Source organism: Mesorhizobium sp. B2-5-3 (assembly GCF_006441005.1).
Classification (GTDB): domain Bacteria; phylum Pseudomonadota; class Alphaproteobacteria; order Rhizobiales; family Rhizobiaceae; genus Mesorhizobium.
Genome location: NZ_VFUS01000003.1, coordinates 138,175 through 156,812 on the forward strand (window position 1 = coordinate 138,175; position 18,638 = coordinate 156,812).

Annotated in this window: 18 protein-coding genes and 1 tRNA gene; 10 read left to right on the forward strand and 9 right to left on the reverse strand. The window is 64.2% G+C overall.

The window, feature by feature from the left end:
- Positions 1 to 144: 144 nt before the first annotated feature.
- Positions 145 to 909: a heme ABC transporter permease gene (locus FJ867_RS08035; protein ID WP_140557043.1), complete on the forward strand. Its 765-nt coding sequence runs from the start codon at positions 145 to 147 to the stop codon at positions 907 to 909.
- A 24-nt stretch (positions 910 to 933) separates the two neighbouring features.
- Here FJ867_RS08035 and FJ867_RS08040 read toward each other — a convergent pair whose 3' ends face one another.
- Positions 934 to 1,992, reverse strand: a complete 1,059-nt coding sequence (locus FJ867_RS08040; RefSeq protein WP_181168345.1) for a D-TA family PLP-dependent enzyme — start codon at positions 1,990 to 1,992, stop codon at positions 934 to 936.
- A 186-nt stretch (positions 1,993 to 2,178) separates the two neighbouring features.
- Here FJ867_RS08040 and FJ867_RS08045 point away from each other — a divergent pair, with 186 nt between their 5' ends.
- Positions 2,179 to 2,865 (forward strand): D-lyxose/D-mannose family sugar isomerase, encoded by a 687-nt coding sequence (locus tag FJ867_RS08045; protein ID WP_140560557.1) that lies wholly within the window; start codon positions 2,179 to 2,181, stop codon positions 2,863 to 2,865.
- Between the two features lie 93 nt (positions 2,866 to 2,958).
- On the opposite strand, the gene FJ867_RS08050 is transcribed toward FJ867_RS08045, so the two are convergent.
- The 4 genes from FJ867_RS08050 to FJ867_RS08065 all read right to left on the reverse strand — a co-directional run bounded on the left by FJ867_RS08050 (position 2,959) and on the right by FJ867_RS08065 (position 6,089).
- On the reverse strand, positions 2,959 to 3,963 hold the full coding sequence (locus tag FJ867_RS08050) for a L,D-transpeptidase (protein WP_140817044.1): 1,005 nt from the start codon (positions 3,961 to 3,963) through the stop codon (positions 2,959 to 2,961).
- Positions 3,964 to 4,313: 350 nt separating this feature from the next.
- Positions 4,314 to 4,808 (reverse strand): hypothetical protein, encoded by a 495-nt coding sequence (locus FJ867_RS08055; RefSeq protein ID WP_246675025.1) that lies wholly within the window; start codon positions 4,806 to 4,808, stop codon positions 4,314 to 4,316.
- A gap of 151 nt (positions 4,809 to 4,959) precedes the next feature.
- Positions 4,960 to 5,033: transfer RNA gene (locus tag FJ867_RS08060), tRNA-Gln, on the reverse strand.
- 123 nt (positions 5,034 to 5,156) lie between these two features.
- Positions 5,157 to 6,089, reverse strand: coding sequence for a lysylphosphatidylglycerol synthase domain-containing protein (locus FJ867_RS08065; protein ID WP_140494126.1), 933 nt, complete (start codon positions 6,087 to 6,089; stop codon positions 5,157 to 5,159).
- 426 nt (positions 6,090 to 6,515) lie between these two features.
- Between FJ867_RS08065 and FJ867_RS08070 the strand changes: the two genes are divergently transcribed.
- Together FJ867_RS08070 and FJ867_RS08080 are read left to right on the forward strand one after the other, a co-directional pair.
- Positions 6,516 to 7,865 carry a Ppx/GppA phosphatase family protein gene (locus tag FJ867_RS08070; RefSeq protein WP_140817050.1) on the forward strand — a complete coding sequence of 450 codons (1,350 nt, stop codon included), beginning with the start codon at positions 6,516 to 6,518 and terminating at the stop codon, positions 7,863 to 7,865.
- 343 nt (positions 7,866 to 8,208) lie between these two features.
- Positions 8,209 to 9,006: an RlmE family RNA methyltransferase gene (locus FJ867_RS08080; RefSeq protein WP_140817052.1), complete on the forward strand. Its 798-nt coding sequence runs from the start codon at positions 8,209 to 8,211 to the stop codon at positions 9,004 to 9,006.
- Positions 9,007 to 9,012: 6 nt separating this feature from the next.
- Here the strand turns inward: FJ867_RS08080 and FJ867_RS08085 are convergent, their stop codons facing one another.
- Entirely contained in the window at positions 9,013 to 10,434 is a 1,422-nt protein-coding gene (locus FJ867_RS08085) for an MFS transporter (protein ID WP_140494120.1), read from the reverse strand.
- Positions 10,435 to 10,643: 209 nt separating this feature from the next.
- Between FJ867_RS08085 and FJ867_RS08090 the strand changes: the two genes are divergently transcribed.
- The 5 genes from FJ867_RS08090 (at position 10,644) to FJ867_RS08110 (ending at position 14,004) form a co-directional block, all read left to right on the forward strand.
- The gene (locus tag FJ867_RS08090) at positions 10,644 to 10,889 is read left to right on the forward strand and encodes a type II toxin-antitoxin system prevent-host-death family antitoxin (protein WP_140521745.1); all 246 of its coding nucleotides are present in this window, start codon (positions 10,644 to 10,646) and stop codon (positions 10,887 to 10,889) included.
- The gene (locus FJ867_RS08095; RefSeq protein ID WP_140521747.1) at positions 10,886 to 11,335 is read left to right on the forward strand and encodes a PIN domain-containing protein; all 450 of its coding nucleotides are present in this window, start codon (positions 10,886 to 10,888) and stop codon (positions 11,333 to 11,335) included. Before FJ867_RS08090 ends, FJ867_RS08095 begins: the two co-directional genes overlap by 4 nt.
- Before the next feature lie 137 nt (positions 11,336 to 11,472).
- A complete protein-coding gene (gene guaB / locus FJ867_RS08100; protein ID WP_140494114.1) occupies positions 11,473 to 12,975 on the forward strand; it encodes an IMP dehydrogenase in 1,503 nt (500 codons plus the stop codon).
- A gap of 106 nt (positions 12,976 to 13,081) precedes the next feature.
- Complete coding sequence (locus FJ867_RS08105) at positions 13,082 to 13,555, forward strand: hypothetical protein (protein ID WP_348641358.1); 474 nt, start codon at positions 13,082 to 13,084, stop codon at positions 13,553 to 13,555.
- A gap of 29 nt (positions 13,556 to 13,584) precedes the next feature.
- Positions 13,585 to 14,004 carry an MAPEG family protein gene (locus FJ867_RS08110; RefSeq protein WP_140494110.1) on the forward strand — a complete coding sequence of 140 codons (420 nt, stop codon included), beginning with the start codon at positions 13,585 to 13,587 and terminating at the stop codon, positions 14,002 to 14,004.
- A 30-nt stretch (positions 14,005 to 14,034) separates the two neighbouring features.
- Here FJ867_RS08110 and rnd read toward each other — a convergent pair whose 3' ends face one another.
- From rnd to FJ867_RS08125, 3 genes are all read right to left on the reverse strand, one after another.
- Entirely contained in the window at positions 14,035 to 15,186 is a 1,152-nt protein-coding gene (rnd, locus tag FJ867_RS08115) for a ribonuclease D (protein WP_140817054.1), read from the reverse strand.
- Positions 15,187 to 15,261: 75 nt separating this feature from the next.
- Positions 15,262 to 16,506, reverse strand: coding sequence for an MFS transporter (locus FJ867_RS08120; RefSeq protein ID WP_140494106.1), 1,245 nt, complete (start codon positions 16,504 to 16,506; stop codon positions 15,262 to 15,264).
- Positions 16,507 to 16,605: 99 nt separating this feature from the next.
- On the reverse strand, positions 16,606 to 17,610 hold the full coding sequence (locus tag FJ867_RS08125; RefSeq protein WP_318012625.1) for a DMT family transporter: 1,005 nt from the start codon (positions 17,608 to 17,610) through the stop codon (positions 16,606 to 16,608).
- On the opposite strand from FJ867_RS08125, the gene FJ867_RS08130 reads away from it, so the two are divergent.
- Entirely contained in the window at positions 17,610 to 18,476 is an 867-nt protein-coding gene (locus FJ867_RS08130) for a LysR family transcriptional regulator (RefSeq protein ID WP_140560559.1), read from the forward strand. The genes FJ867_RS08125 and FJ867_RS08130 overlap by 1 nt on opposite strands.
- The last annotated feature ends 162 nt before the right edge of the window (positions 18,477 to 18,638 follow it).

Genomic DNA, 18,638 nt, shown 5'->3' on the forward strand with positions numbered 1-18,638 from the left:
CGTGGGAGGTCGGACCGAAGGTCCGGTCGGGGAGCGCCGCCGTCCTCACCCCGCTGCTTCGCAGCAACCCCCCAAGGGGAGGGGACAAGGCCTGCGACACTCCCTCGATTGCCCCAGACGCATAGCCGGGCTATTTAAAGCGGCATGAGCGACAGCACTTCACGCCTGAGCGGCTGGACCGATCTTGCCAACCCGACACGGTTCGTGGCGCTTGCCGACCGGGTGGTGCCGTGGCTGGCGACGATTGCGGCGCTGACCCTTGCCGCCGGGCTCTATATGAGCTTCACCGCGCCCGAGGACTTCCAGCAAGGCATCACCGTCCGCATCATGTACATCCATGTGCCTTTCGCCTGGTTGGCCATGATGTGCTACACGCTGATGGCGCTCTCGGCGCTCGGCACATTGGTCTGGCGCCATCCGCTGGCCGATGTCGCGCTGAAATCGGCGGCCCCCATAGGTGCCGTCTTCACCGCGCTGGCGCTGATCACCGGTTCGATCTGGGGCAAGCCGATGTGGGGCACCTGGTGGGTATGGGACGCGCGGCTGACTTCGGTTTTCGTGCTCTTCCTGATGTATCTCGGCATTATCGCGCTGACCCGCGCGCTCGATGACGCCGGCCGCGCCGCCTGGGCCGCCGCCATCATCACGCTGGTCGGCTTCATCAACATCCCGATCATAAAATTCTCGGTCGATTGGTGGAACACGCTGCACCAGCCGGCCTCGGTATTCCGCATGGGCGGCTCGACCATCGACCCCTCGATGCTGTGGCCGCTGCTGGTGATGGCCATCGGCTTCACGGTGCTGTTCTTCGCGCTGCACCTGATGGCGATGCGTACCGAAATCCACCGGCGGCGGGTGATTGCGATGCGCAGGGTCGCGGCCCGGCAGGCTGAGCGTCAGCCGGCTTGAATCACCCGCGCCTGGCCAAAGAAGTCATCCCATCCGCCCACGTGCGGCCACCGGCAGGGTTTCCAGCACCGTCTCGCCGTCGATCAAATTGACCTCATTGAACAGGTTGGTGACGACGCAGCAATGGTCGGGCACCACGCGCACGCGCTCGCCGATGCGAAGCTTGCCATCGCCTGAGAGCGTGACCGTGCCGTGTTCCTCGCTCAGGCCCGTCACCCGCGCTCCCGCAACGCCGAGCAGCTCGCCGAAATCGGCGAGCCCCAGCGTATCGCTCGACAGCGCCTTGCTGCCGGCGTCGAGGATGGCACGCGTCCGCGTCGGATGGCTGACCACGGTCGACAGCACGCTCAGCGCGCAATCGTCGAGGCTGCCGACGCCCTTGGCGACCTGGTAGCGGTCGAGATAGATGTAGGTGCCGGGGCGGTATTCCGTGACGACGCTGTCTTCGCCGGAGCGCCACATGTCGGGCGTGCCGCCGCTGGAGATGCGCGCGCAGGCGAGACCGCAGGCGGCCAGCGCCTGCCTGGCGCCGGCGAGCCAGGCCTCGGCCTCCCCCGCACGGCCCGCGGCCGGATAGGTCATCAGCCCGCCGAAGGCGAGGCCCTTTGCCGTCTCGATCTGTCTTGCCAGGCCAACCGCTTCACCGGCCGTCTGCACGCCGCAGCGCCCCATGCCAGTGTCGCATTCGACCAGCACCGGCAGGGGATGGCCGGCATCGGTGAAGGTGGCGGCCAGTCCGTCGATCGTCTCCATGCTGTCCGCCGTCACCGACAGGGTGACGCGCCCATGCAGCGCCTTCAGCCGCTCCAGCTTGGCGCGGCCAAGGATGTTGTAGGGGAGAAAAATGTCGGTCAGCCCGGCATCGGCCATCACCTCGGCCTCGCCGATCTTCTGGCAGGTGATGCCGACCGCGCCCGCCGCCACCTGCTTCTTCGCCCAATAGGGCAGCTTATGCGTCTTGATGTGCGGCCTGAGCTTCAACCCGTGGCGGTCGGCATGCGCCTGCGCGCGGGCAATATTGGCTTCGGCGCGCGCGGCGTCGATCAGGATCGATGGCGTATCGAGGTCGTGAATGGTCGGCATCATCTGTCACCCTGTGGAATCCGCAGGGGTTATGGCCCTGAAAGCGCCTTATGTCACGCGGCCAGCCGAGCGGATCCGTGGTTCCATGCGTCCGCGCTGCAAGCCGGGGCGAGGCAATACGGATCGACACCGCATCGTCGTTCGGCTATGCGATTTGTCGGAAAAGTCGACACGAGGACCACGATCATGAAACGCTCCGCCATCAACGACATCATCCGCGAAGCCGACGCTTTCATCCGCTCGTTCGGTTACATCATGCCGCCCTTCGCCTACTGGTCGCCGGAAGAGATGAAGGCGCGCCAGGTCGATTCTTCGGCCATCTTCACCTCGCGGCTCGGCTGGGACATCACCGATTACGGCCAGGAAAAATTCAAGGAGCTTGGCCTGTTCCTGTTCACAGTGCGCAACGGCCGCTACGAGGACATGAAGAAAGGCATGGGCATGCTCTATGCCGAGAAGATCATGATCTCGCGCAAGGACCAGCTCTCGCCAATGCACCGCCACAACATCAAGGCCGAGGACATCATCAACCGTGGCGGCGGCAAGCTGGTGCTGGAACTGTTCATGCACGATCGCGACGGCGGCATCGATCCCAAGGCCGAGGTGTCGGTGCCTGTCGACGGCACCATCCACCGGTTGCCGGCGGGCGGGCTGCTGAAGCTTGATCCGGGCCAGAGCGTCACGCTGCTGCCCGGCGTCTGGCATGCCTTCTGGGCCGAAGGCAAGGACGTACTGATCGGCGAGGTGTCGACCGTCAATGACGATCTCACCGACAATGTATTTCGCGAGCCGATCGGTCGCTTCTCCAACATCGACGAGGACGTCGCCCCGCTGCACCTGCTGGTGTCCGATTATGAGAAGTGGCTGGGGTGATTTCGCCGTGAATCGAGGCGCCGGCCGGCTGACGGCAAGGCCGGCGGCGCCTCAATGGCAGCAGCCAAGTGAAAGTGAGTCCCCCGGTTGCCTCTACGGCGATCCCTGGTCGATCGATCCCACCGCTTCGCCGGTGAAGATGACCTTCGTGCCCTCGTGCACTTCGGAGGCGAGGTCTTCGGCGTCCCAATTGGTCAGCCTGATGCAGCCATGCGAGAAGGTTTTCCCGATCTTGCTCGGGTCCGGAGTCCCGTGAATGCCGTAACTTTCGATGGACAAATCGATCCAGACCGATCCCACCGGATTGTTTGGCCCGGCGGCGATCTTGAAGGGGCGTTTGGTCCTGACTCCCTTGAAGGCGAAGTCGGGATCGTAGTGATAGGTGGGGTTGTGCACCACGCGTTTGACCTCTGCCTGGCCGCTCGGCGCCGGCTTCTCCTGGCTGCCGATCGAGGCGGGGTACACCGCAAGCACTTTGCCGGACGGGTCGAGCACGCGAAGCTGGCGCGCGCCCTTGTCGACCTCGACCTCAGCAACACCCGCGGGCGGATCGCCTCGGGTGACGGCAGGCACCAGCACCTTTTGCCCGGCCTTCCTGAAGCCGACGCCAGGGTTGAGCCGTTGAAGCAACTGTTGGCTGACGTGGAAGCGCTCCGCTATTTTTTCCGCCGCGTTGTGGTAGCCGAGCCTGCGCAGGCGGGCCATTTTCTCCATGCGCGCCGGAATTCGCCTGGTAAACGGTCCGCGCACATCCTTACCCGTTAGCTCGTACGTCTCGAGCGCCGGGCTCGGGGAGGTCGCGACCAGCTTGTCCCAGGTCTGGCGGGTGAGCTTACCATCGGCGGGCAGCCCGTTGGCTGCCTGAAACGCCCGGACCGCCTTGGCGAAGTTCTCTGCTGCGCGGCCGTCGATCAGGCCCGGCGAGAAGCGCGCGCGATCCAGAAGGATCTGTGCCTTCAGCACGGTCGCACTGACGCCTTTTGCTTCGCTGTCGTCGAATTGCGCGTTGTTGACGGCTGCGACGTCCAGCTTTGCCGCCGCCGATACGTCACATGCCATGGCGAGCACGACAGCCGCGACGAGAAGGAGCCTGGTCATCGACGTCACACTCCTGCATGAGCACCTGCTTCTATGACGTTGCAGGGCCGATCTGGTTCCATTCCCCCTGCATTTGAGCCGCGATCACCGACCGCCAGTATGAGGAATACGGATCGGGACGTCCGGCGGTCGCGCGGATGCATGTGATGATAGACTTAACGGCAAGAACTCGGCGCCGGCTGCACGCTCGTCCTGCACAGGCATGACGAGCTGATTGGTACATCCGTCTTGGCCAACCTTGCTTGCAGCGCCGGCAACGCCTCGCTCTCGCCGCGCCGTGTCAGGCATTCCACCAGCCCGTGCAGCGCCTATGGCAACGCCGGGCTCACCCGCACCGGTGTCGAACGCCCTTAACTGCCGGACCTGGCCTTGTTTTGTTTGCGCGCATAGACGAGGCATGCGTCGACGGCGCTGACACACAGCCCATCGCGGCGGTTTGGAAGGTTGTTGTCGCCCGCATAGGCGACCTCCGCCACACGGCCATCGACGATGCGCACCTGTGTGTTGCAATAACCTCCCGGAGCGACATTCAACGACCCGCCGACGGAAGGGATAGGGCCCACCGCGAAGGTAGGAAGCACGACATTGACATTGCCCCGCTGCACCGCGCGCTCATAGCTCCAGATTTGCCCCGATGCTCCTTCGTCGGCGGTGGCGGTGGGGAACCCCGCGCACATTCGCAGGTCCGCTTCGCTGAGGCCGACCATTTCCTTTTGGGCGGCAGCCGTTGTGGGATCCTCTTTCGCAAGCTTGGACGTATCGTCGGGAACGACGCAGGACCAGAGCGCGCCCGTGCCGGTGAGAAGAAACAGGATAGCCGGTAGTCGAATCCCGCGAGACGCCAAAACCGCTCTCCGATCTGCTGGATTGTTCGCCCGCCCTTCACCGAGGTAAGAGGCCGCCCCGATATTTCAACCCGTGATGATCGGGCTGCCTGTTCGATCGCGAGACGGCGGATCAGGCTGGTTGGTCTGGTGCGGACGGTGGGAGTGAAGCTGGCTGGGGAACCTGGATTCGAACCAGGACTAACGGAGTCAGAGTCCGTGGGTCTACCGTTAACCTATTCCCCAGCAGGCGAGGTCATAAACCGCGCGGGCCGAGCGGGCGAACCGCTGTGAGCGCTGCCTTGTAGCCGCCAGCAGAAAATAGTCAAGCCTGCCGGTGTTTCAATTGTGATGTTTCGGCGCGGCTTTTCAATTGCCTGTCCGCCCGAACTGCGAGCGCTCGAAATAGAGCACGATGCCCAGGCCCAGAAACAGCGGGACGATGAGATAAAACAGCCGGAATACCAGCAGGGCCGCCAGCACGCCCACGGGGTCCATGTCGGAGAGCCCGGCCAGGAACACCACCTCGAACACGCCCAGCCCACCCGGCGCGTGCGAGATCTGCGCGATCGAGAAGGAGACGAGGAACACGCCGAGCACCACGAAATAGCCGGGGTTATGGGTCCCGGGGAGGGCAAAGAAGATGATCGCGGCTGCCGCCAGGAGTTCGATCGGGCCGATCAGTAATTGTCGCGCCACGATCGGCAGGGCCGGATAGTGAATCTGAAAGCTGCCGATCTTCAGCGGCCGCAGATGCAGCCAGCTGCCGAAGATATAGGCGGCGACGACGGCAAGCATGACGATGCCCGCAGCCCGCGACAGGCCGTGATGGGCTATGCCGGAGAAGCGGTCGATGATCTGCGGTTCGAGCACCAGAACGAGGCCGGAGGCAAGTACCGTCGACAGCACGAAGGTAATCCAGCAGATCGCCACCAGCACGCCGACGTCCTGTCCGCTCAATCCCCTCGTGCCATAGGCGCGATAACGGATGACGGCGCCCGAAAACACCGAGCCGCCGATATTGTGCGACAGCGCGTAGGTGGTGAAGGAGCACAGCGTGACGAACAGCCACGACACGCGTTTGCCGATATGCAGGAGCGCGATGTGGTCGTAGCCGGCGAGCGAGGCATAGGCGACAACCGAGCTCAGCCCCGCGAGGATCCAGCCGCGGGCCGGGATCGCCGCAATACCGTCCCAGACATCATCCAGCGAAATGCCGCGCAATTCGTGCCAGAGCAGCAGGAGCGAGAAAATCACCGCCCCGACGCCGACGACCGGCCAGAAATAGCGTCTCCAGTTCATTGCCTGACTGCCATGCGTTGCGGGCCCGTTGCCTTCGCTTCATCGCGGGAAAGCGGTCAGCGATTCCGATCGCTCTGCCCCCTCCATTTCAGAGATGCCTCATCGAAGCCGGCTATTCAACCGCCGGGCCTTGCCGCTATGGCAAGCCGCAATCGTAATCGTCGTTGAGAGGCGGAAAATCGACAGCCGAGCGGGAATATCGGCCCGGCCATGCGACCGTCCCCACACGCATTTGTGCTGAAAGTCGCTGTTTACCCCCACTTTGCGTAAGACGCGGCAGCGGGCGGTTTGCGGACAGCCCGGCAAAATTCGTGCCACGCGGCACTTGGTGATCCGGGCCGGCGCTGTTAGTCTGGCGGCAACTTGAAACAAAGAAGCGCCTGCTGCGTCCGTTCGCCGGTTCGCGCGGCGCCGGAAGGAACGACAGTGGAAGACCGCGACACCGGCGCCGGCGCGCCGGAGGTGGGCGCGTCCAGCGCTTCCCCGGGGCCGGCAGGCCTGGGGACCGCCAAATGGCAGCAACGCCGCCCGACGGAGCCACGCTCCGCCGACGGGCAGGCGAGCGACGCAAACCACCACCAAAAGGGCAAGGCCAAGAAAAGGCGCAAACGCCGGCGCGGGCGCAAGGTTTTTGCGCGCGACGATATCCGTCCCGCGGCGAATGGGGCGCCGGCGCCACGCGCCGCCGCGGCTGGCGCGGCGCTTGCAGGCATAGCCACACCGCCCATCGCGGTGGCTCGGCCCGAACCGGGGGCCCGTCGCCCGACGATGCCGGAATTGCCGGTATTTGCCGCGCTCGATCTCGGCACCAACAATTGCCGGCTGCTGGTCGCCGTACCGGCGCGTCATGGCCAGTTTCGTGTCATCGACGCCTTTTCGCGCATCGTGCGACTGGGCGAGGGGCTCACGACCAGCGGCCGCCTCGGCCAACCGGCGATGGACCGCGCGGTCGAGGCCCTGAAGGTCTGCGGCGAGAAACTGCGCAACCGCAAGATCAGGAAGGCGCGGCTGATCGCCACCGAAGCCTGCCGCTCGGCGGCGAACGGCGTCGAGTTCCTGGAGCGCGTCGAGCGCGAGGCTGGCCTCAAGCTCGAAATCATCGACCGACAGACCGAAGCGCGGCTAGCGGTGTCCGGCTGCGGTTCGCTGGTCGAGCGCGACACGCAGGGCGTCGTGCTGTTCGACATCGGCGGCGGCTCCTCCGAAATCGCGCTGATCGATCTCACCGGCCGCCGCTCACCGCGACTCGCCAACCATATCGTGTCGTGGACGTCGCTGCCGGTCGGCGTCGTCTCGCTGGCCGAGCGTTTCGGCGGCCGCACGGTGACGCGCGAGATTTTTGGCGCCATGGTCGACGACGTCGCCGCCCGGCTCGCCGCCTTCGATGGCCGCGATCGGCTTAGCCACCTCAAGGCCAGCCCGAAATTTCATCTGCTGGGCACTTCCGGAACGGTGACGACGCTGGCCGGCGTCCATCTCGATCTCGAGCGCTACGACCGCCGCCGCGTCGACGGCCTGTGGATGGACAGGGACAGCGTCGACCGCATGGTGGAAAAACTTGTCGGCTGGGATTTCCAGCAGCGTGTCGCCAATCCCTGCATCGGCGCGGACCGCGCCGACCTGGTGCTGGCCGGCTGCGCCATCCTGGAAGCGATCCGCGCTGTGTGGCCGTCGGAACGGCTGCGCGTTGCCGACCGTGGCTTGCGCGAGGGCATATTGAGCGAGCTGATGGCCGATGACGGCGTCTGGCGCAACGATGGGCGCGGCAGAGCATGATCCCCAACCGCAGGACCGCGTCAGCGAAAAGTGGCGACGGGTTTTCGCGGACAAACGGCTCCGTTTGTCCAGAAGTCACGCTCGGGCAAGCTGGCGCAAGCGTTGCTCCGGTGAGCAGTCGACCCCCACTCCGTCGAGCTTCGCTCGACACCTCTCCCCTGATCGACGGGGGAGAGGAATGGCGCGAGCTAGCCAATCTTGGCGCCCTTCCTCTCCCTCCGGAGGGGGGAGAGGTGGCGCTGCGAAGCAGCGACGGAGTGGGGGAAGCCGTTTGCCAAACGCGCTGCCGCCGAAAAACGGCCACAACCCGGCAAGCGAGAAAACTTGGACAAGAAGTCAACCAATGACCAAGAAACCGGAAAAGCCGGGCTCGGCCGGCATTCGCGTGCTGAAGACGCGGATCAAGAAGAAAAGCGGGCTGAAGGAATCGTCGCGCCGCTGGCTGCAGCGCCACATCAACGATCCCTACGTCCAGCGCTCCAAGGCTGACGGCTACCGCTCGCGCGCGGCCTACAAGCTGATCGAGATCGACGACAAGCACCATCTGCTGAAACCCGGCATGAAGGTGATCGACCTCGGTGCGGCCCCCGGCGGCTGGTGCCAGGTCGCGGCCGCGCGGACCAAATCGACCGCGGAAAATCCGCATGTCGTAGGCATCGACTATCTCGAGATGGATGCGGTGCCCGGCGCGCCGGTGCTGTTGATGGATTTCCTCGATCCCGAGGCGCCGCGGAAGCTGGCCGAGGCGCTTGGCGGCGATCCCGATGTCGTGCTGTCCGACATGGCGGCGCCCACCACCGGCCACAAGCGGACCGACCACATCCGCACCATGCATCTGTGCGAGGTGGCCGCCGATTTCGCGCTGTCGGTGCTGAAGCCGGGCGGCCACTTCCTGGCCAAGACGTTCCAGGGCGGCGCCGAAAACGAGCTGCTCTCGATGCTGAAGAAGAATTTCCGGTCCGTCCACCACGTCAAGCCGCCTGCGTCGCGCGATGAGTCGGTGGAGCTGTATCTACTGGCGAAGGATTTCAAAGGGCGAGAATCCGGTCCGCCATCAGGCGGATCGGAACGTCCAGTGAATGTCTCGAAGAACTTGAGCGCACGGAGCCATGGCGAAGGGCCGGCGGACGGCGACGGCTGAACCGTCTCACTCCCCCGGCGACCTCACCGGTTCCAGCGGCTTGGGCATGGTCAGGCGGCCGTGGCCCGATACGGCGTTGCCGGCATCGGGCGCCAGCCGCATGAACGACAGCGATGCGGCGGCGGAAATTGCCGCGACGATGAAGAAGGCGGTATGGAAGTCCGGCAATGTCAACGGGCCGCCGTGGATACCCGTCGATACTTCCAGGATGCCGCCGGCAACCGCCACGCCCAGCGCGATCGACAGTTGCTGGAACACGGCGGCGATCGGTGTTGCCTTGCTCGTGTCCTCGGCTGAAACCTCGGCGTAGGCGAGGGCGTTGATGCCGGTAAAGAACATCGAGCGGATGAAGCCGCCCACCAGCAGCATGGCCAGCATCAAGAGATAGGGCGTATCGGGCGTGAACAGGCCGTTGACGGCGATCGACGCGGCGGCCACCAGCGAGCCGACGATCAGCACGCGACGAAAGCCGACGACGCGGAAGATCAGCGCTGTGACGAATTTCATGCCGATGGCGCCGATCGCGGAGACGAAGGTAATCATGCCGGACTGGAACGGCGTCAGCCCGAAACCGATCTGGAACATCAGCGGCAGCAGGAACGGCACGGCGCCGATGCCGATGCGGAAAAGTCCGCCGCCAAGCACGGAGGAGCGGAATACCTGGTTGCGGAACAAGTCGAGCGCCAGCAGGGGGTTCCTGGCACGGCGCGCATGCATGAGGTAGAGAGCGCCCGACACCAGCCCGACGCCCACGGTGATGAAGCCGGTCGCCGGCGGCAGATAGGGCAAGCTGATCACTGACAGGCCGAACACGACGCCGGACGCCGCCAGCCCGCTCAGCACGAAGCCGACGAAATCGAGCGGCGGCGTCTCCATCGATTCGGTTTCCGGCAGGAAGCGGGTGGCCAGCCAGATGCCGATCAGGCCGATCGGCACATTGATCAGGAAGATCCAGTGCCAGGTGAAGTAGGTGGTGATGAAGCCGCCGATCGGCGGTCCGACCAGCGGGCCCACCAATGCCGGCACGGTCAGCCAGGACATCGCCGCGACAAGTTCGCTCTTGGGCGTGGCGCGCACCAGCACCAGGCGCCCGACCGGCGTCATCATGGCGCCGCCTATGCCTTGCAGGAAGCGCGACACCACGAAGGCAGGCAGCGAGCCCGAAACGGCGCAGGCGACCGAACCGACGATGAACACCGCGATCGCGGCGCGGAAAACGTTCTTGGCGCCGAAGCGATCCGCCATCCAGCCGCTGATGGGAATGAAGATCGCCAGCGACACAAGATAGGAGGTCAACGCCAGCTTGAGCGCGATCGGGCTGGTGTGGATGTCGAGGGCGATCGCCGGCAGCGATGTGGCGATGACGGTCGAATCCATGTTTTCCATGAAAAGAGCGACCGCCAATATGAGCGGAATGGTTCGGTTCAAAGGAACGCGTCCGGGCTTGATTCCAGATGTTGCCGACCGGGAGTTTGCCGGCAGGCAGCGCGGTTATCACGGCTGGACACCAATGTCGTGTTAAATTGCTGTCACTTTTATGCGACCGCAACCTCCGGTGGCGGCTGCGATACGCGATTGCTTGCAAAAAGCGGACACTATCCCTATTGTAGTGAAAATAACTACAGGACGTTATGATCATGGAAGAGGCCGTTTCGGCAGCCGATGCCAATCGCAGATTTTCTCGCATCCTGCGTGAGGTACGCGAGGGCCAGAGCTACGTCGTGACAAGCCATGGTCGGCCGGTGGCACGGATCGTGCCTGCGGAGAGGCACGAGGGTGTGGCCTCCCGCTCGCGCGCGGCATTGCTGTCGCGACTCGAACGGCAGCCGGTTGCCGATGCAGGACGCTGGACCCGCGATGAGCTCTACGAGGATGACCTGTGAGGGTCGCGCTCGACACCAACATTCTTGCCTACGCAGAGGGCGTTAACAACGTAGCCAAACGCGACCACGTTCTCGAACTGCTGCGCAAGGTTCCACAAGACGCTGCCATTGTTCCGGTTCAGGTGCTGGGTGAACTGTTCAATGTCCTCGTCCGCAAAGCCGGAAGGTCGCGCCAGGAGGCTCGGGATGCGCTGCTTAGCTGGCGCGACGCGTTCCCGGTTGCCGGGACGACGCCGGAGGTGATGACGATGGCTGTCGATCTTGCGGCGGACCATCGCTTCGGCATCTGGGATGCCGTCATTCTTTCGGCTGCATCCCAAACGGGTTGCCGGCTGCTTCTGTCGGAAGACCTGCAGGACGGCTTCACCTGGGGCGGTGTAACCGTCGTCAACCCCTTTGCATCGCCGCGTCACGCTTTGCTGGATGCTTTCCTTGGTTCGCAATAGAAGCTGAAGCGTCCGCAACGATCGGCTTTTCTTCCGTGCCGGGACGTGGTACCAGCCACCGCCAATCCTGAAAGGGAAGAAGAGAGTCGCGCTGTCCATCCCGGTCCAGCGCTTTTCCCGCATTCAAAGGGCTGGCCATGGCAAAAATCATCGAAACGTCCACCGGCGCGCTGGCGCTGACCTTTGACGACGTGCTTTTGCAGCCCGGCCATTCCGAAGTCATGCCCGGCCAGACCGACATCCGCACCCGGATTGCCGGCGACATCGACCTCAACGTGCCGATCCTGTCGGCGGCCATGGATACCGTCACGGAGGCAAGGCTTGCCATCGCCATGGCGCAGGCCGGCGGCATCGGCGTCATCCACCGCAATTTCTCGCCGGCCGAGCAGGCCGAGCAGGTGCGGCAGGTGAAGAAATTCGAATCCGGCATGGTGGTCAACCCGGTCACCATCGGTCCCGACGCGACGCTGGCCGACGCGTTGTCGCTGATGCGCACCTACTCGATCTCGGGTATTCCGGTGGTCGAGAATGGCGGCTCCGGCGGCCACAAGAGCGGCCGGCTGGTCGGCATCCTGACCAATCGCGACGTGCGCTTCGCCTCCGATCCGGCGCAGAAAGTCTATGAATTGATGACCCGTGAGAACCTGATCACGGTCAAGGAGAATGTCGACCAGGACGAGGCCAAGCGGCTTCTGCATCAGCACCGCATCGAAAAGCTCGTCGTCGTCGACAAGCAAGGCAATTGCGTCGGCCTGATCACCGTCAAGGACATCGAGAAATCGCAGCTCAACCCGCACGCCACCAAGGACGCGCAGGGGCGTCTGCGCGCCGCGGCCGCCACCAGCGTCGGCGACGACGGTTTCGAGCGCGCCGAGCGCCTGATCGAGGCGGGCGTCGACCTTCTGGTCATCGACACCGCGCATGGCCATTCGCAGCGTGTCCTCGATGCCGTCACGCGGGCGAAAAAACTCTCCAATTCGGTGCGCATCCTGGCCGGCAACGTCGCCACCGCCGAGGGCACCCAGGCGCTGATCGATGCCGGCGCCGATGCCGTCAAGGTCGGCATCGGCCCCGGCTCCATCTGCACCACCCGCATCGTCGCCGGCGTCGGCGTGCCGCAGCTGTCGGCCATCATGTCGGCGGTGGAAACTGCGCACAAATCGGGCGCCTCGGTGATCGCCGATGGCGGCATCAAATATTCCGGCGATCTGGCCAAGGCGCTTGCCGCCGGCGCCAGTGCCGCCATGATCGGCTCGCTGCTTGCCGGCACTGACGAAAGCCCGGGCGAGGTCTATCTGCACCAGGGCCGCTCGTTCAAGGCCTATCGCGGCATGGGTTCGGTCGGCGCCATGGCGCGCGGCTCGGCCGACCGATACTTCCAGGCGGAGGTTCGCGACACGCTGAAACTGGTGCCGGAAGGCATCGAGGGGCAGGTTCCCTACAAAGGACCTGTGTCTGGCGTGCTGCACCAGCTTGCAGGCGGCCTGAAAGCCGCTATGGGTTATGTTGGTGGCCGCGACCTTGCCGATTTCCGCGAACGCGCCACCTTTGTGCGCATATCCAACGCCGGACTTCGTGAAAGCCACGCCCATGACGTCACGATCACCCGCGAAAGCCCCAACTATCCCGGCGGAGCCTGATCGGCCCGACCAGTACACGTTCTGGCGCAATTTGGCCGCGACCATCTTGCGGCTATCGCGCCACGCTGCCGCCCTTTGCACCGCATCGGTGGCGGTTTTCATCGCCATGACACTCATGGAGTTCTTCTATTTCCGCCAGTTGAGCGGCGGTTTGCCGTCGCTCGACATGCGCGTTTTTGGCTTCACGCCGGACGAAGGCATGGCCTGGCTGACGGCGCTCGGCCGGCGCGGCGGCGAGATCATCCTGGTCTGGCACTATCTGACCTTCGATCTCCTGTTCCCCGCGCTGTTGTCGGTGACGCTGGTCAGCCTGATCCTGGCAACGGGAAGGCGGTTGAGGAATTTCCGCGTGCTTCCGGGCCAGATGCAATCGATCTTCGCACTGATCCTGGTGCTGCCCTACACGATCGCCAACTACGCCCAGAACATCGCCGTGGCCCGCCTTCTGTCGGATTTCCTGTCGGCCAATCCCGATTCCCTGGGTCTCGCCTCGGCGCTGATCGTCACCAAATTCGCGCTGCTCGCAATTCCGGTGATCGTCATCGCCGTCTTCTGGCTGGCGGGTCAGAAACAGAATTGATCTGACCCGGCACCGGGCGGGGAGGGTTCATGAACCAGACATCGATTTTCTGGCCTGTTCTGGCGCACGTGTTGCTGGTCTACATCGTCTATGGCGCCATGGCCCGGCGCAGGTATGTCGCCATCCAATCGGGCGAAGCCAAAGTCAGCCAGTACAAGGCGCGCTCGACCGAGCCGGCCTCCTGCGTGACAGTTGCCAGCAACCTCAGCAACCAGTTCGAACTGCCGGTGCTTTTCTATGTGCTGTGCCTGATGTTGCACCTGACCAACGGCGTCAACTATCTGACCTTGGCCCTGATGTGGATCTTTGTCGCGACCCGCTATTTTCATGCCTGGGTTCACCTGACCAGCAACAATCTGCTCCTGCGCAGCCGGTCTTTCTCCCTGGGGGCAGTGATTCTTTTGCTGGGCTGGATCTGGCTCGCGCTGCACCTGCTCCGGGTGGTTTGAGCAGTACTCCCCTTCGTTGGGGCGCTCCGCCTACAAATCGAACACCGCTATTTTGCGCTTGTCGAACTTGATGCCGACCTCGCCGCGCACCAGCTTCAGCGCCGCCTCGCCGAAAACGGCGCGGCGCCAGCCCTGCAGCGCCGGCACGTCGGCGGCTTCGCCTTCGGCAGCGATGCGGTCGATGTCGTCGCTGGAAGCCAGGACCTTCGATGCGACGCCTTGCTTTTCGGCCACGATCCTGAGCAGCACCTTCAACAGCTCCGCGGCGGCGCTCGATCCCTCGGGCGGCTGAAAACTCTTTGGCAGCTTCGGCAATTGCTCCTTGGGCAGAGCTAGTGCGGTGTTGACCGCGCCTAGCAGCGCCGCCGCGGTCGAGGAGCGCTCCCAGCCCTTCGGTATCGTGCGCAGCTTGGCCAGCGCGGCCGCGTCGCGCGGCGCCTGCTGCGCCACCTCGTAGATGGCGTCGTCCTTGAGCACGCGGCCGCGGGGTACGTCGCGTTCGCGCGCCTCGCGCTCGCGCCATGCCGCCACGGCCTGCACGATCGCCAGCTCCTGCGGCTTGCGCAGCCGCATCTTCAGCCGCTTCCAGGCATCCTCGGGGTGCGGATCGTAGGTTTCGCGCGAGGTCAGGACGTCCATCTCCTCGTTCAGCCAGTGGGCGCGGTTCTCCCGCTCCAGTTCGGCGCTGAGATGCTGGTAGACCTCGATAAGATGGGTGACGTCGGCAAGCGCATAGTCGAGCTGCTTTTCGGACAGCGGCCGGTGGCGCCAGTCGGTGAAGCGCGAGGACTTGTCGAGCCGCGCGCCGGTGACGCGCTGCACGAGCTGATCGTAGGAAACGCTGTCGCCGAACCCGCAGACCATCGCCGCAACCTGGGTATCGAACACCGGATGGGGAACGAGATCGCCCAGATGGACGATGATTTCGATGTCCTGCCGCGCGGCATGGAAGACTTTGACGACAGATTCATTGGCCATCAGCCTGAAAAACGGCTTCAGGTCGATGTCTGGCGACAGCGGATCGATCAGCGCCGTTATTCCGGGCGCCGCCATCTGGATCAGGCACAGGATCGGCCAGAAGGTCGTTTCCCGGATGAATTCGGTGTCGACGGTGACGAAATCCGATTTTTCGAAAGCGGCGAGAACGGTCTCGAGTTCTTTTTGGGTGGTGATGACGTGCATCAAATCGCTTTTGGCAGGAGTAGGGTCTTCCTAGATTTCAGCCGGGAAGGCTTTCGTCAAGCGTTGGCGCTCGCATCACGGCCCGTCCGGCCCGTCCGGATCGCCGTTTCTTCTCGCCAGCCGGGCGAAAACCGTCGAGGTGCGCAACAGCGCGGTGAAGCGGCTGCGCTTGCCAGCCGGCACGCCCGATCGTGCCCGCATCCGATAGAGGATGACGGCGATGAAGATTGCATAGACCAGCGCGCTGAACACGAACAGCGCGCTTGGGCCAAAATACTGCATCGCCGTCGATGCGGCGAAAGGGCCGCCAATGGCGCCGAAGGAATAAAACAGCATCAAGGCGGCGTTGATCAGAACGAACTCGCCCGCGCCGGCGCGGTCGTTGGAGTGCGCCGCCGACAGCGAGTAGAGCGGCATGGCGAAACAGCCGAAGATGAAAATGATGAGGAAGTTGAGAAACGGGTCGGCTCCCGCCACGAACGCAAGCGCCAGCGCTGCCAGCATGGCGCAGCATGTCGTCGCCAGCAGCACCGAGCGCCGGTCCCAGCGATCGGAGAGATAGCCTAGCGGGTATTGGATGAGTGCGCCGCCGAAGATACCGACGCTGACGAAGGTTACGACATCGGCGACAGACATGCCGATCTGCTCGGCATAGACCGGCGACAGCGTGCGGAACGCGCTGTTGGTGACGCCGACGGCGATGCAGCCGAAACAGCCGAGCGGCGAGATGCGCCAGACCCGCGCCAGGTCGAGCTTGACGTCTTCCGGCGGCGTCGGGTTGGAGCGATCGCCCAGCGATACCGGCACCAGCGACAGCGTGATCATCATCGACATGATGGCGAATATGGCGAAGCCGCCTGCTCCGAAGATCGGGATGAGGAACTGCGCGCCGGTGACCGAGCCGATGTCGACCATGCGGTAGATGGCAAGCACGCGGGCGCGGTCCTTGTTGCTGACCCCGGAGTTGAGCCAGGCCTCCATCACCGTGAACAGGCCGGCGAAGCAGAAACCGCCGGCAAAACGCACCGCGCACCACATCACCGGGTCGATGACCAGAACCAGGAGCAATGTGCCGGCCGAGGCGGCCGCGGCCAGTGCCGAGAAGGTCCTGACATGGCCGACCGCCTTCAGGATGCGGGTGACGGCCAGGCAGCCGAGCAGGAAGCCGGCGAAATAGAACGTGCCCATCAGGCCGATGTCGGAAGCCGAAAAACCTTCCTGCGCGCCGCGCAGCGCGATCAGCGTGCTTTGCAGCCCATTGCCGCCGAGCAGGATGCCTGCGGCGATGAGGAGCGGGATCAGCGGACGGATGGAGGACATTAAGAGGCGATCACATGTCTGTGATCCCTTCTTGAACCATCGCTTCCGTCAATACCAGCGGCAATTCCCCGCGCCAACAGGATGTGTCCGCCTTTCTGTTCAAGGAAGTCGGCGCCTGCCTCCTCGACGTCCCACGGCGAACCGCCCGGCTGCTCCCGACGCGATGGCTATTCCCGCGAGGACAGCGATGAGCCCGACAATTAGGTTTGCATTGATTTGCTCACCGAGAAAGACGGCGCCGAAGATCGATGCCGTCACGGGGTTCACGGCAACTGAAACGGCAACCAGCGTTGGCGGCGCACGTTCAAGCGCGAACGCCCAGAGGAAGAAGATCAGGGCGCCGCAAATTACGGCCAGGTATCCGCTGGCAACCCATTGCGACGCCTCAAGCGCGGCAAGTCGCGTCAGGCCTCCAGTCAAAGTCGACAGCGCCAACAGGCAGGCCGTGCCGACGGCCATGCCAAACGCGGCGAATGATGTCGGCGCGCAGCGGGTGAGAAAAGGTCGCGACCAGACATTGTAGAGCGCCATGCAGAATGCCGCCGCGATCATCAGGAGGTCTCCGCGCCAGGCGCCCTGGGGAGCTGTCGTCAGGCTGCTGCCAAGCGCGACAGCCACTCCGGCCATCGCGACCAGGACGCCGACGATCTTGCGCGTCGTCGGCGGTTCGATCCCTAGAACCGCGCCTGCGAGCATTGTGAGCACAGGCAGCGTCGAAAGCGCCAGAGCTCCTCGCGCCGCCGTCGTGTAGACAAGGGCTCCGTTGAAGAGCACCGGGAATAGGCCGAAGAACAGCAGGCCCAATGCGGCGGCGCCCGGCCAATCGCTTTTCGCAGGCCACTTGTCCCGCCGCAGAAGCGCTACGGCGGCGAGCACTAGAAAACCACCCCCGAACCGGATCGCGCCGATGGTGAGCGGATCCAGCGAACGCGCGAGATAGCGCGTTGCACCGACAGCGGTGCCGCCAAAGGCGCTGGAGAGAATCGCCGCGAGCACGCCTCCAGTTTCCATCGCTTCCCCTCTGCCAGTTCGGAGTCCAGCGGTATCGGGCAAACCGGGTAAAAGGAATCGAATAAATGCAATGAGCTTGATAAGCTTGCGCAATGAGCAGTCGGAGTCTCGATCCGGAATTGTTGCGGACTTTCGTCGTCGTTGCCGAGCGGCTCTCTTTCACGCGAGCCGCCGAGCAGCTCAATCGAACGCAAGCCACCGTCAGCTTGCAGGTGAAGCGCCTTGAAGAGCGCCTCGACATTTCGCTGTTCCGTCGATCGACGGCCCATGTCGAGCTTACGGCCGCCGGCGAGGGGTTTCTGATCGACGCACGCCGCATTCTTGCACTTAACGAGCAGGCGATTGCCCGTGTCTCCAACCAACGGGTAGCGGGACGCATCCGGATAGGCGTCATGGAGGACTACGGCACCAAGATCCTGCCACGCCTCCTCGCCGATATCGCCGTGCGATTTCCGCTCATGCAGGTCGAAATGGAGATCGGCCTCACGGCGCGGCTGCTGAAACGGCTCGGCTCATCATTTGACGCGGTCATCGCCATGCATCCGGAAGGTGTGGCCGAGGGCGATCTGATATGCCGCGAAAGAGCGATATGGGCGGCGGCGAGGACCCACTCTGTCGAAGAACTCGATCCGCTGCCCGTCGCGTTGTCGGACCCCGATTGCTTGTTTCGCGCATGGGCGATTGACGCGCTCGACAGAGCGGGCCGGCCGTGGCGACTGGCCTATGTCAGCCCGAGCCTTGCCGCGACGGAGGCGATCGTCGAGCAGGGCCTTGCGGTTACCGTGGTCAAGGGCAGCATGCTCGCGCCCGGCCTGCGCGATGTCCATCCTGGCCCTTATGTGCCGCCGCTGCCCGGGGCGGAGATCCGCCTTCATCGGGCCACAACGTCTTCCGCAAGCGCCGTATTGGTCGTCGATCACCTCGCGCATCGCCTGCGGCTGTCAAGCCTTGGTTCATAGGGCGACCTGCGCGCCGGCGAATGCTCCGAAAGAACCCGTCAACCCGGGTTCGTTGCCCTGGCCCTCCGCCCACTCGCCTTGACAAACCGGGCCTCCCATGCGCTTTTCGCGCAAATTTTTCAGGCCGGGCCGCGATGCTTCGGCCGGCAACCCAACATCCCG